We start from the raw sequence: 12,222 nt of genomic DNA, 5'->3' as shown, positions 1-12,222 counted from the left end.
ATTCGTTCCGTGACAGCATGCGCGTGATCTTGCGGGTCCGGCAACTTACGGCCTCCCCCGATCGGCCATTAGACTGGCCTGACCGATTTCCCTTCGTATGCAGCTTTCCAATGAACGGTCATCTCCGTACCTGGCCGGTCGGGTTGGCGCGATGCGGGCATACGCGTATCGCTGCCGATCGCGCTCGCCTTCTCCTTCCCGATCCATTCCCCGGTGCCTGTCGCGCCGCCGTTACGCAGGTGCGTTCATGTCGTTGAGCATGCCGTCTTCCGCCACGGTTCAGCGGCCGCGCAGCGGCCGCCTGATCGAAGTCGATTTCTTCCGCGGGCTCGTGCTGTTGATGATCGTCGTCGATCACATCAGCGCGAGCGTGCTGTCACGCGTGACGCTGCATGCGTTCGCGCTGTGCGACGCGGCCGAGGTGTTCGTCTTTCTCGGCGGCTTCGCGACCGCGAGCGCGTACGGTACGATCGTCGAACGGCAGGGCGCGCGCGCCGCGCAGCGCCGGTTCGTGCGCCGCGCGATGCAGATCTACCGCGCGTTTCTCGCGACGTCGACGCTGATGCTCGTCGTGTCGGCCGTGCTCGATCACTACGGGATCGATGCGCCGAACCTCGCGCTCGACGACGTCGGCGTGATGCTCGCGTCGCCGCTCACGGGCCTCGCCGAATTGCTGACGTTCCAGCGCCAGCCGTATCTCGCGTCGGTGCTGCCGATGTACGTGTTGTTCGCGCTCGCGTCGCCGGTGTTCGTGCCGTTCGCGCGCCGCCATCCGTGGCTGCTGGTCGCGCTCGGCGTCGCGTCGTGGCTGGCGGCGGGCTGGCTCGGCCCCGAGCTGCTGGATACCGACGGCTTCCGCTGGAGCTTCAACCCGTTCGCATGGCAACTGATGTTCGTCGCCGGCGTGCTCGCGCGCTGCCAGCCGTTCTACCGGCGCATCGCGCTCGGGCGATGGGGCGCCGCGGCGACCGGCGTCGCGTGCGCGGTCGTGCTCGGTTGCGCGAGCTACAAGCTGTTCTCGGGGCTACCGCTGCCCGAAGGCGTGTTCAAGCGCGATCTCGCGCTGCCGCGCGTCGTGAGCTTCGCGGCCGTCGCGTGGCTGATGGCCGATTGCGTGCGCTACGGCTGGATCGCGCGGATCGCGCAGGGCGTGCGGCCCGTCGTCGCGATCGGCCAGCGCGGGCTGATCTGCTTCGTCGCGGGCGCGGCGATCTCGCTCGTCATCGATGCGCTGCTGCACCCGGTCGCGCACGGCGCCGATCTGCGGCATGTCGGCGTGGGACTCGTGGCCGACGCATGCGCGCTCGGGCTGATGATGGCCGTGGCCGGTTCGGGAACGTGGATCGCGCGGTGGCGTAGTCGGACCTGCCCCCTGCATGCCCGACGCAGAAAGGGGTTGAACGGGCACACTGTCAACTTGGGGGACTTCGTCGATGAAAATGCATAAGGAACTGGTGCTCAGAAGGCATTCGGCGGAGTTTGGGTGACATTGGTAAATTCGCGCCATGCGACGAACCGTGCCGCGAGGTGTTTGCGATAGAGAGAAGCGCGCAGCAGATGTCGTTTCAGTGCGAAGTGCTGTCGGATCGGACCGAAGCTCGACAGGAAGACCTGCATGCGCTTCAGGTTGCGTAAGCCGCGCATGCGACGCTCGCATTCCCGCGTGGGCTGGTGTGTAAGAATGCCTAAATATGAGGGAAATTCCACATATCGTTGTCACGCATACTGGGCTTAGCGTATCGAGCGGCGCGCCGCGCGTCCGTCAGCAACTGAACCAAAGTTGTAAGCAGACGCGCGACGAGAAATGAACAATGGTTCCTGATATGTACTGCGCACTGAAATTTGCAACCTTGCGCGCACTGATGAAAACTGTATATGACGCACATCGCGAAAAAGATTTCTACTGCAGCAATAATTTCCAGTGTTTTATTTTTCCTGGCTTTGGCTCACGCAGATGCGACAAAGGTATCCATCATCGATGAGAAAGCAAAAAGTGAGGCGGAGGTAGGGAAAATATTCTACGTTGGAGGCGTGACGTCATCGAAAGTTGTTGATTTAATTAAGGCCATCGATGAATTAAATGTCAACCATAAATTAAAGAAAATATATCTATATATTGATAGCTACGGCGGGGACATGGATAGCGGATATATGGCTTACATGGCAATAAAGAGCTCAAAAATTCCCATTACATCGGTGAATCTCGTTACCGTCATGTCGTCGGCCACGATGATGTTTTGTGGCGCACATGATCGCATTTCTCTTTCTGGCGGACGCTTTATATTGCACCCGGCTAACGTGTGGGTGAGCGGGAGGATACAACCTGATCAGCTCGGCATAGTGGAATCCAATCTAGATGAATATAATAAAATGTTCTTTTCGGTATATAAGGAGTGTACGGATTTTAGTGACTCCGAAATTAAATCCATCCTTGCTAGCGAAAATCAAAGAAGATTTCTTTCTGCAGAAGAGGCAAAAATGCATGGAATGATTAAAGGAACGGCGAATAAAATTGTTGATGCATCAGTTGTCTATTACATTAGCGATTCCATTCACAAATAATCATCGCCACTGTGGGCTGCAGGAACCGTGCAGTGACCGTGACCCAATGCGGAATGCGTTATTGGAGCGGGCAGGCAGCCTGCATCGCCTGGTCAATACCATGTTTGGCTTGGCCGACACTAACCGCGGAGGTACTGTCACGTTGCTATCGATAGCGCGAGCGAAGACGTATAACATAAGTATTCCTGATTTACGCAGCAAGGCGATCGAGCAACAGATTGCTGCTCACGGCTTCCCAAGCTTCGAAGGCATGCGTTCGGGCCTGCCGTTTTTCCTGTGCGTGGACGTTGTAACGGCAGTGCATGAAAAGGTTTGCCGCCTGGTCGTGGACCGATGTAAATCGCTGCAGGTGGCGCGCTGATTTGAAGCGTCGCATCACTGACCTGAGGCGGAATTTTGTGACCAATCAGGCAGTGAGTCTCGCGTCGATATTATCGGAATCCAGCCAGGCTCGACGGACCGTGGCGGGAGGTTGGTAGCGATGCGCGCTATGCGGCCGGCGCTCGTTGCAGAACTGCCGCCGGCGTTCGATGAGCACCTTTGCCTCGGCACGGCTGTGGAACCATTCCCGGTTCAGCAATTCGTCACGCAGCTTGCCGTTGAAGCTCTCGACGAACCCGTTTTGCCACGGACTGGCAGGCGCGATGAAGGCCGGACCGATTGCAGCGTCTCGCAGCCAGCGCATGACCTTGGCCGCGGTAAATTCAGCGCCGTTGTCAGACCGAACGAATACGCGCTTGCCGTACAGCCGCATCAGTCGCGACAGCGTCAGGATGACATCCTGCGACCGCAGGCTGGCACCGACTTCGATCGCAGGCTGGCACCGACTTCGATCGCCAGGCACTCGCGGGTATATTCATCGATCACGCAAAGCATCTTCAACGCTCGCCCATCGACCAGTTGGTCATGCAAGAAGTCGTAGCTCCATACCGAATTCGGTTGTGTCGCACCGGGCAAGCGAATGTCGTTGCCACAACGACGACGGCAAGGCCGCCGCCGCGGAATGTTGAGCTGCAAGGCTCGCCATATTCGCCGCACGCGCGATTCGCCCAGCGCCAGCCAAGCCGACATGCGCCGTTAGCCGAAGCGCAGCACTTCCTGCGCGGCCGCCATCAGTTGCTCGCCCAGGCTCCGATCCTTCTCCGGTTGCTTGAGCGTATAGGTGGCCACCCGGCGGCTCAACCCCAGATAACGACTGCCTTGCGTTGCGAGAGACCCCGCCGAGTCAGGACTTCCAGCGCTTCGCGCCGGCCCGTTGGGGTGCTCATTTTTTTCGGCTGAATTCCTTCAGGCCGTGGATGACCAGCAATTGCTCGGCAATCAGGCGCTTGAGCCGCTCGTTCTCCGATTCCAGATCCTTGAGCCGACGGGCGTCGGCCACATCCATGCCGCCGAACTTGTTGCGCCAACGATAGAACGTCTGTTCCGAGACGTTGTGGCGCTTGCACAGATCCTTCACCGGCTCGTCCTGGCTCTCGGCCTCGCGCAAGATTCGGATGATCTGCTCGTCGGTAAATCGCTTCTTCATCGAGTTCTCCTTGCCTCTAGGATAAAAGAGAACTCGCTTGCCAAATGGCTACAAGAAACGTCTCAGGTCATATCGTCGATTGGATCGAGGGCTATTGCAATCGGCAACGCCTGCATATCTCGATCGACTTCCTCACTCCCGTCGACTACGAGGCTAGCTTGATCGCCGCATGAGTTGCTGTACGTGAAAACGAGGCAGGGTCAAAAGTCGATATCCCGGAGCCGCTCAACGTGAAGCATGTGTTCGTCAAGGCTGCAGCTCTTGTCGACAAGCGAGCAGAGAACAGCCATCATCCCACACGGGAGCGCGAGCGGCGCATGCGAGGCTTTCGCGTTCCGAAGCGCACACAGGCATCCTTGTCGAGCGTCGGTCCGATCCGGCAGCACTTCGCACTAAAACGACATTTGCTGCGGGTTTCTCTCTATCGCAAGCACCTCGCGGCCCGGTTCGTCGCATGGCGCGAATTTACCAACGTCGCCCAACTCAGTCGAATGATTTCAGAGACACTGTGCGTTATGCATCGTCATTGACGAAGTCTCCCAAGTTGACGGCGCCCGTGGAAAAGCGACGCGCCGCATGATGCGACGGCCGCCGGCTCGGCGGATCACGGCGCAATATCGGCGCGCTGCGAGGGCTACCCGTCAGGGTTCCGCGATGCACATGCCGACGCGATCGTCGCCCGTCTCGACGATCCACGCGTTCGACGCGAGCTTGCGAAAGCGCAGGTCGATCTCGTCGCCGACGTCAGGCAGCGCGGAAGGAAGCGGCTGCGACGCTGCGCTGTCGCGCGCCGTGTAGGCAACATGATTGACGCGGCAGAGCAGCGAGCCGTCGCCTCTGAAGAGCGTTTGCAGCGACCCGACACGATCGATGGACAGGTTCACTTTCTCGTGCTCGAAGCAGCCCGAGACGTGCACGCGATGCACGTCGAGCCAGAACGACGTTGACAGCATCGCCTGACGCGTCGCGCCGTCCTTGCTCAGCACGAAGCGCGGCTGGCGGATCACGCATTTGGCGTGCGGCAGATCGCGATATGCGCCGATCGTGACGTACCAGGCAGTCCATCCGCTCAGCGCCACAACGCACAGCGCGATCAGTTGCTCTTTTCGATGAAATAGGCTTGGCACAGTTCGGGCGTTTCGTAAATGGATTCCGGGCACACCGCGAGCCAGTCGTTCGAACCCAGTTCGATCTCGTAGACGTAGCTGCCCTTGAGCGGTTTGACGTCGATGGCTTTCAGCAGAGCGGGCTGGTTCATGCGGCCGTCGGAGAAGTAGTGGATGCCGTCGAGGGTTCGCGTGAAGCGGAACCGGAAGGTGTTGTCTCGATGCCGGAACGTCTCCCACGCGAGCACGCTTGCCCATGCCGCGAGCGTCACGTAGATCGCGAGATACGTCGCTCGGCGTCTTGGCGATCGGCTCTGCGCCGCGTGCTTGACGGGGGCCGGCACGCTCGGCGGAGGTGCGGGCGCCGCGATCGGCGTAGGCGACGCATTCGACACAATCGGCGCGTCCGGCGCAGCGGACTCCGACTCGGGCGCAAGAGACGGCTCCGATGCGGCCGGCGGAGCGGACGCGGCGTGCGCGTCCGGAGAAGGCGGCGATTCGTCGAGCAGCTTGGCGACCCCGAGGAAGCGAAGGCCGAGCCGCGGCAACGTCTTCACTTGCGTGGGCGGGATGCCTTGCTCGTCGAGCTTCACGCGCAGCGTGCGCACGAGTTGGTGATAACTGCCTTCCGTGACGAAGAGCCGTTTGCTCTCCCAGATTTGCTCGATCACCGCCTGCTTGCTGGCCGTGCCCTGCATCAAGATGCAGAGCAGCTCGGTTTCGTTGGCGGTAAGCGTGGTGACGATGTCGCCGCGAGAAAGCGTCATTGCTTGACTATCGAATACGACACTGCCGTCGATCTGATACTTGCTCAAAATATGGCACTTCTCACTGTTTGAAAATCATTCGAAGGCGATGTGAATTGCTCCATATTAGCCGACTCGACCGAGTGCGCGTCGAATTGCGCGCATTTCTTTTCGAGTACTGACCAATGGCGGTACGTGTGGGCGCTGCGACGCTGGGCGGCGTCTGCGTCAATCTGTCGCGGAGGTCCGGATCAAGCGAGCGGTGTTTGGTACTCCGATGGTGGATAGCGCTGAAGCGTTTCTTGTGACCTCGACAGCTGGCAGACACTCCATTATCTTTTGCTTACTTGTTGTAAGCAATTATTTAAAAAATGTGTCCGATTTTGCTTCTCGACGATTCAAGTCGAATGATGTCGAAATTCGGTCTGCGAATTGAACGCTTTAAATGGAAATTTCGCGCTGAAAAGCGCCTGGCGAGAAATGAGGCGGCAATGCCGGAATCACGAGGGCCGATGCGCCGACGCATGTTGAGCATGCGTTTCGCGGTCGACGCGCACAGTCGGCGCGTTGTCGCCGATGGGCAAGACGATTTGTCGCGCCGCCGATTTCGCGCGGCGTGCGCAAGGCGCGTGACGCGTGTGATGACGGGCGTTGCGTTGCGACGCCTTGGGCGGCATCGAAATTCGCGCGGCGCGAACGTGGGGAGCGGTGGATGACGCCTGAGGGCATGTCGCCGCGCAGCGCATCGGAACGCCGTGCATCGCAGTGCCTCGTAGCGCCTCGAGTCGAGCGCGCACGAAGCGTGACATGCGCGTGCGCGCCACGCTCGCGATGTGCCGCGCGCGCTGTGCGGGCCGCTCCGTTCAGCGGAAATCCTTGGTTCTACGGGCGAACGCCGGGGGGCGCGGCGTATCGCGCGCGCGTTCACCAACTGCCGGTGCCGTCGAACGTCGGGCACGCGCTCGGGTCGTCGGGATCGGGGAACATCACCTTCTGCTTGAAGTCGTCGAGCAGCCATCGTCTCATCATCTCGTCGAGCGAGGTGGACGGCTTCGACGAGTCGCGGTCCGTCGAGCGGGGCACAGCGTCAGTCTGCGCGTGCGTCCCGGCTTGCAGGGGTGTCATGGCCTTGCTCCGTTTCGGTTGAAGTGTCGATGGATGCGGGCGGCCGATCGTCGTCGGTCGTCGCGCGCTGCGTGAGCACGTCGCCGTCGGCGGCCGCGCGGCACGCGTCGAGCGCCGCATCGCAGAGCTCGCGCGCGATGTCGCGCGGGTCGAATTCGAGAATTGTCTTGTCTGATTCGACGACGAACGTTCGCGTGTCGGCGACGATAACCTGCACCTCAGGGTATGCGCCGTTCAGGCGTTTGCGTATCGCAGGCGCGATGCGTCTCGCGTGCGCCGGCACCGACACGCGCAGTGGGCGATCGGCCGCGCATGCGCGACGGCTCGCGAGCGCGTTCACGATGCGCAGCAGCAGATCCGGATCGTCGAGCAGGCGTTCGAGCGAGCCGCGAACATCGTCGACGACGCGCTCGAGCAGCGTCGCCCGCTGCGCGTCGATCCGCTCGACGCATGCGGCGACGTCGGCAATCGCGCGGGCGAATCCGGCTTCGTAGCCGGCCGTCTCCGCATGCGCACGGCATGCATCAGCGTCGCGCACGAGCCGTTGTGTGCGGCGCTTCGCTTCGTCGAGCAATCGGTCGGCGCGCGCCGCCTGCGATAGCGGTGCGCGTTTGAGCAGCACGCCGGCGAGCGGCGCGAGCGTGTCAGGAAGCCGGCGCAGGGTCGAGGAGCGCATAATTCACCGCGAAGGAGAAGAGTGTGGGAGAGCAGGCGACGCGTGCGTCGCCGCGCGTGTCGTCCAGTTCGGAGGCGAGCCGTGTCGCATGCGCGCGCGGGAACAGTAGCGGCAGGCGCTGGCGCAGCGCGCGCGGCGCGGCGCGCAGTGCGGCCGCGACGCATGCGGCGCCGGCGGCGGCGATCGCATCGTCGTCGGGCGCGCCGGCGCACGCGGCTTTCGGCACGGCCGCGAGCGGCACGCACAGAAAGCGCTGGCTCGACGCATCGAGCCGCACGTATCGGCCGTGCTCGACGAGCGCCACGCGCAGCCGCTGCACGCCGATCAGGAACGCGATGCGCGGCAGACGCGCCCAATGGTCGACGCAGGGCGTTGCGAGCGGCGCGCCGCGCCAATCGAAATCGATCGCGGTGTCGAGCCGATGATGGTCGATCAACCATTGGTTCGCGATGTCAGCGGGCATGCGCGCGAGGTCGACGCCGTCAATCGTCCGATGATCCGGATGCGCATAGCCGAGCGGGCCGTAGATCACCTGTATCAACGCGTGCGGATTCATCGGCATGGCTCCTGTGGGGCGCCGCGCGATGCGTGCGATGCATCGGCCGCGGCGAAGCGCGCGTCGTCGTCGGCTGCATCAGAGGCATCGGCGGCATCGGCGGCATCGGGCGCGTTGCGCGCCGGCGTGTCGCGCGCGGCGCCACGCTGGCGGCGCAGGTACGCGAGCCCGCCTGCGGCCGCCGCCGCGAGTGCGGCCGGGATCGCGGCGAGCCAGTAGAGCCACGCGGCGCCCGCATGCGACGCCGCTGGCGTCGGCGCGCCGCGGAACAGCTTCGGCGCGCGATACAGGATCACCGAGATGTCGTCGTAGTCGATGTTCGTGAAGCTGTTCTTCACGAACCGCTTCACTTCACTCACGAGGATGTCCGCGTTCACGTCGTTGCGATACGTGAGGAGCGCGGCCACGTGCATTCGCGCATCGGGCTTGCCGCTGTCGGACGGCTTGAGCGGATAGCTCACCTGTACGCGCGCGCTTACCACGTTTTGCAGCGCGGCGAGATTCTGCTCGAGGCGCTGCTCGACGGCCGACAGAAGCCGCGCCTGCTCGGCCTGCGGCGACGCGACGAGCGAGTCGGCCGGAAACGCCTGCGCGATCTGCACGCGCGCCTGCGACGGCAGGTTGTATTGCCGCAACAGATCGACGGCAGTCGGAAAGTCGGCCTGCTCGACGCTGACCGCATAGCCGGTCTTGCCGAGGTCCTCCTTGCGCACGGCGAGATCGTGCGCAAGGAGCACCGCGACGACGTCGTTCGCCTGCTGCTCGGTCAGGTTCTTCAGCAACTCCTGCTGGTTGCAGGCGGCGAGCAGCAGCAGCGCCGGCAGCAGCGAGAAAGAGACGAATCGCTTCATCGCGTCATTGCGCCTTGACGAGCGTCTCCACTGCCGAGACGGCCTTGCGCGCGAGCGTGCTCGCGAGCGAGACGTAGATGTTGTAGTCGGACAGTTCGACCTGCAGCGCGATCAGCTTCTCCGGATGCGCGAAGTCGACCGGATCGGTGAGCCGCGACTCGATGCTCGCCTTCGCGGCGTTCGACTTGTCGTTCGCATCGGTGAGCGTTTGCTGGAGGATCGCGTCGAGCGTCGCCGGCCGCTCGGGCGATTCGATTTCGCTGAGCGGCGGCAGCGCGGGTGCGGTGTGCGGGTTCGTAATGTTCATGATCGTTCGGTCCGGGAGGGCGCGGCTCGCGCCGCGCCCTCCCGGAGATGAGGAGAGGGTTAGCGGAAGGTCGAGACGATCGTCGAATCGATGTCCTTCATCGATTTGACCGCGCTGCTCTGCGCATTCCGGTACAGGTTGTATTCGGACATGATCATCTGGTAGTTCGCGAGCGCCGTAGGATCGCTCGGGTTCTTCGTGAGATTTGCCTGAGCGTCCTGCAACTGCTGGTTCAGGTCCTTCACGCCGCTGTCGAACGCGCGGCCGATGCCGGTCAGGTAGCCTGACCACTCGTAGTTGAGCAGCGGTGGAGTCGGGAGATTGCTCATCGGTAATGTGCTCCTTCCAGGGGTTGCGGGAAATACCAGGACGCGTGATCGAGCAGCACATAGCCGTCGCCGCCTTCCCGATAGGATTTGCCCTTCAGCCAGTCGGTGCGCAGCGCGATCTTGAAGTCGACGCGGCGCGTGCCCCACTTGTGGCCGAACGAGCGCATGAGGTTCTGCAATGCGGCGAGTTTCTCGTCGCCGAACGATGTCGCCACTTCGAACGTCGCGCCGTCGCGCCGCGCGAGCAGCCGGTAGCGCGCGCCCACCTTGTCGAGCGCGTTGCGCGCCTCCTGCTCGATCGCGCCGAGGCTTGCGTCGGACACGCGCACGTCCCGCACGTACGGCGCTGCGCGCCGCAGCTCGCGGATCGCGCGTTCGCGTGCGGCCACGGGTAGACCGTCGACGACGATCAGCTCGGGGCGCTCGGGTGCGTCGAGGCGCACGGTCACGAAATCGATGCCGGCTTCGTCGAGCCGCCCCTCGATCCGCTGCAACTCCGCGCCGATCACTTCGACTTCGACGTGCTCCGGCAGCCCCGCCTTCAGCAGCGCCTCGCGATCCCATTCGGCGCCGTCCTGCGAAGCGCTCAGCGCGTAGATTCGGCCGTCGTCGCCCTGCAGGATTGCGTTGCGCGCGGGCGCGCCCGCCAGCACGCCGTTCACGATTGCAAGCTTCTGCGTGCCCACGTAACGCTGCACCTGCCAGTAAGCGAGCGCCGCGAGCGCGACGCCGACGATGAGCAAAGCGCCCAGCATGAGCGCGAAGCACGATGCGCGCTCGTCGGCACCACCGGGCTCGCCGGCGACGTCCGCCGCTTGCGGGTGCGACGCGTGCGGCGCGTAGTGCAGGACCGAGTCGGCCCACGCTTCGTCCTGGCGTTTGACCGCGAACGCGACGTCGCCGGTGCGGCAAACGGTGTTGAACGCCGCGTGTTGCGTAACGCAACCGTTCGCGGCCAGAAAATCGACTTCGAAATCACCCTGCGTATCGGCGCCGGTTCCCGCGTTTTGCGTCGCCCGTTCGGTTTGCTCCGGAAAACGCAAACGGAAATTCGGCGAGCCCTTCCGATGCGGGATATACAGCGTATCGACCGCGCGATCCAGGAAGTGATCGACGCGATTTTCAGCATTTTCGCTCTGGCGAGCGTCGACCACGTGCTCGCCGACGCAGAAAAATATTTCTGCCTGCGAAATCGCGATATCCGATCCGAATAGCGGGCCGAACAGGATTCGGAGCTGCAGGATTTCACGTCCGGAATCTGACTTATTCATCTCGGTGATTTTCCAAGGCGACTTTGTCAATACATGATCCGATTAGTGGTGTGCCGTCAGATCGATTTATTTCAATGCCGCCGATCGCGGCCCGGATCGTCGGATTCGAAACAGACGATCACGTCGAGTGGAGTCTTTGCGGAGGCGCCGGATTCCGGCTCGTTGGACAGAATGTAGCGTCGAGCGGCCTTGGGCGCCATTAGCAACCCTGAATAGTTCTAAAAAGAAATATGAATGAAGAATATCAAATAATGAATATATATGATTTTCGTGAGATTTTATAAATCGTCGGTTTTTTGCTTGATCGGAATGTGATGCCTGATTAATCTGGTTTCCGGGAAAGGCCGAGAAATATCGTTCGAGCGTTTCGAGGTCGATATCGAGGAGTGTGAGATGGTGAATCGATTCAATAAATTCGATTGCGTGGTGGTTTCACCTGGAAAATCAAGATCATTTACGGGTCCGGTAATCCATCTGATCAGGTCGGTCACGGAAATCGCGAAACTGGACGTGTCGTTCGGCGCGGCATCTCACGCCGTTTCGATCGACAAGAATAAATCGGCGCTGGTCGTCGGCGCCGGCCAATTCAAAATCGCGGCGCACGAGGGCGCGTGGCGTTTTCATGAAGCGCCGCTATTCGAGGCGGCGAAATTACTCGCGTTTCTGGAAAGCTGCGCGACGCCGAATGACGCCGCACGCGAATATCGCGCGGGTGTTCCGGACGGCGCTGTGATCGCGGTGCCGGGAGATCTGAGCATCTGGAAATTCGACCGGTGGCTGATCGCCCGCGTGATGGGCGCGCCCGGCGGCGCTGATCCGCTGCTCGCGTTCCTGCGCGCGCAGGAGAGCTACGGGCTCGTGCGCTTTTTGCTGCGCGAGCGCGCGAACCCGCAGCCGATCGCCGCGCTCGCCGCGCGCTACGGCGTGTCGGAGCCGCACTTTCGGCGGCTGTGCCGGCAGGCGCTTGGCCGGGGCCTGAAGCGCGAGCTTCGACAATGGCGCGCCGCGCAGGCGGTGCTCGAAGTCGTCGAGAGCCGCGACAGCATGACCGAAGTCGCGATGAGCAACGGTTTCGCGTCGTCGTCCCATTTCTCCAGAGAAATCAAAGACTTGTTCGGTGTTTCGCCGTGCCGGTTCCGCCACAGGATATGAGGAGCACGAACCG

12 protein-coding genes and 4 pseudogenes are annotated in these 12,222 nt (G+C 62.2%); 5 read left to right on the top strand and 11 right to left on the bottom strand.

Annotated features, from left to right (window positions below; all coding sequences use genetic code 11):
• Nucleotides 1-247: 247 nt before the first annotated feature.
• Nucleotides 248-1,357, top strand: a pseudogene (locus OEJ37_RS02480) (OpgC domain-containing protein); the annotation flags it as partial.
• 101 nt (nucleotides 1,358-1,458) lie between these two features.
• On the opposite strand, the pseudogene OEJ37_RS02475 reads toward OEJ37_RS02480, so the two are convergent.
• Nucleotides 1,459-1,677, bottom strand: a pseudogene (locus OEJ37_RS02475) (IS6 family transposase); the annotation flags it as partial.
• Between the two features lie 198 nt (nucleotides 1,678-1,875).
• Between OEJ37_RS02475 and OEJ37_RS02470 the strand changes: the two are divergent.
• Nucleotides 1,876-2,562, top strand: a complete 687-nt coding sequence (locus OEJ37_RS02470; protein ID WP_263343062.1) for an ATP-dependent Clp protease proteolytic subunit — start codon at nucleotides 1,876-1,878, stop codon at nucleotides 2,560-2,562.
• 61 nt (nucleotides 2,563-2,623) lie between these two features.
• Nucleotides 2,624-2,923, top strand: coding sequence for a hypothetical protein (locus tag OEJ37_RS02465; RefSeq protein ID WP_174422381.1), 300 nt, complete (start codon nucleotides 2,624-2,626; stop codon nucleotides 2,921-2,923).
• A gap of 45 nt (nucleotides 2,924-2,968) precedes the next feature.
• On the opposite strand, the pseudogene OEJ37_RS02460 reads toward OEJ37_RS02465, so the two are convergent.
• Nucleotides 2,969-4,090, bottom strand: a pseudogene (locus OEJ37_RS02460) (IS3 family transposase).
• A 200-nt stretch (nucleotides 4,091-4,290) separates the two neighbouring features.
• Here OEJ37_RS02460 and OEJ37_RS02455 point away from each other — a divergent pair.
• A pseudogene (locus OEJ37_RS02455) lies at nucleotides 4,291-4,620 on the top strand (IS6 family transposase); the annotation flags it as partial.
• 111 nt (nucleotides 4,621-4,731) lie between these two features.
• On the opposite strand, the gene OEJ37_RS02450 reads toward OEJ37_RS02455, so the two are convergent.
• From OEJ37_RS02450 to OEJ37_RS02410, 9 genes are all read right to left on the bottom strand, one after another.
• Nucleotides 4,732-5,169, bottom strand: a complete 438-nt coding sequence (locus OEJ37_RS02450) for a hypothetical protein (protein WP_175919860.1) — start codon at nucleotides 5,167-5,169, stop codon at nucleotides 4,732-4,734.
• A 14-nt stretch (nucleotides 5,170-5,183) separates the two neighbouring features.
• Nucleotides 5,184-6,011 (bottom strand): transcriptional regulator, encoded by an 828-nt coding sequence (locus OEJ37_RS02445; RefSeq protein ID WP_317891509.1) that lies wholly within the window; start codon nucleotides 6,009-6,011, stop codon nucleotides 5,184-5,186.
• An 855-nt stretch (nucleotides 6,012-6,866) separates the two neighbouring features.
• A complete protein-coding gene (locus OEJ37_RS02440) occupies nucleotides 6,867-7,067 on the bottom strand; it encodes a hypothetical protein (protein ID WP_263343061.1) in 201 nt (66 codons plus the stop codon).
• Nucleotides 7,030-7,743, bottom strand: coding sequence for an HrpE/YscL family type III secretion apparatus protein (locus OEJ37_RS02435; protein ID WP_263343059.1), 714 nt, complete (start codon nucleotides 7,741-7,743; stop codon nucleotides 7,030-7,032). Before OEJ37_RS02435 ends, OEJ37_RS02440 begins: the two co-directional genes overlap by 38 nt.
• On the bottom strand, nucleotides 7,712-8,299 hold the full coding sequence (locus OEJ37_RS02430; protein ID WP_174422258.1) for a type III secretion apparatus protein OrgA/MxiK: 588 nt from the start codon (nucleotides 8,297-8,299) through the stop codon (nucleotides 7,712-7,714). The genes OEJ37_RS02435 and OEJ37_RS02430 overlap by 32 nt, the downstream gene beginning before the upstream one ends.
• A complete protein-coding gene (gene sctJ, locus OEJ37_RS02425; protein ID WP_263343058.1) occupies nucleotides 8,296-9,150 on the bottom strand; it encodes a type III secretion system inner membrane ring lipoprotein SctJ in 855 nt (284 codons plus the stop codon). Before sctJ ends, OEJ37_RS02430 begins: the two co-directional genes overlap by 4 nt.
• Nucleotides 9,151-9,154: 4 nt before the next feature.
• A complete protein-coding gene (sctI, locus tag OEJ37_RS02420; protein ID WP_175919818.1) occupies nucleotides 9,155-9,457 on the bottom strand; it encodes a type III secretion system inner rod subunit SctI in 303 nt (100 codons plus the stop codon).
• A gap of 59 nt (nucleotides 9,458-9,516) precedes the next feature.
• Nucleotides 9,517-9,786, bottom strand: a complete 270-nt coding sequence (sctF, locus tag OEJ37_RS02415) for a type III secretion system needle filament subunit SctF (RefSeq protein WP_174422261.1) — start codon at nucleotides 9,784-9,786, stop codon at nucleotides 9,517-9,519.
• Nucleotides 9,783-11,057, bottom strand: coding sequence for a PrgH/EprH family type III secretion apparatus protein (locus OEJ37_RS02410; protein WP_263343057.1), 1,275 nt, complete (start codon nucleotides 11,055-11,057; stop codon nucleotides 9,783-9,785). The genes sctF and OEJ37_RS02410 overlap by 4 nt, the downstream gene beginning before the upstream one ends.
• A gap of 510 nt (nucleotides 11,058-11,567) precedes the next feature.
• On the opposite strand from OEJ37_RS02410, the gene OEJ37_RS02405 reads away from it, so the two are divergent.
• On the top strand, nucleotides 11,568-12,209 hold the full coding sequence (locus tag OEJ37_RS02405) for a helix-turn-helix domain-containing protein (protein ID WP_263343152.1): 642 nt from the start codon (nucleotides 11,568-11,570) through the stop codon (nucleotides 12,207-12,209).
• Nucleotides 12,210-12,222: the final 13 nt, after the last annotated feature.

It is taken from the genome of Burkholderia sp. BKH01 (assembly GCF_025685725.1).
Classification (GTDB): domain Bacteria; phylum Pseudomonadota; class Gammaproteobacteria; order Burkholderiales; family Burkholderiaceae; genus Burkholderia; species Burkholderia pyrrocinia_C.
The sequence above is the reverse complement of the archived record's forward strand: the minus strand, read 5'-3'. Positions and strand labels throughout refer to the sequence as shown.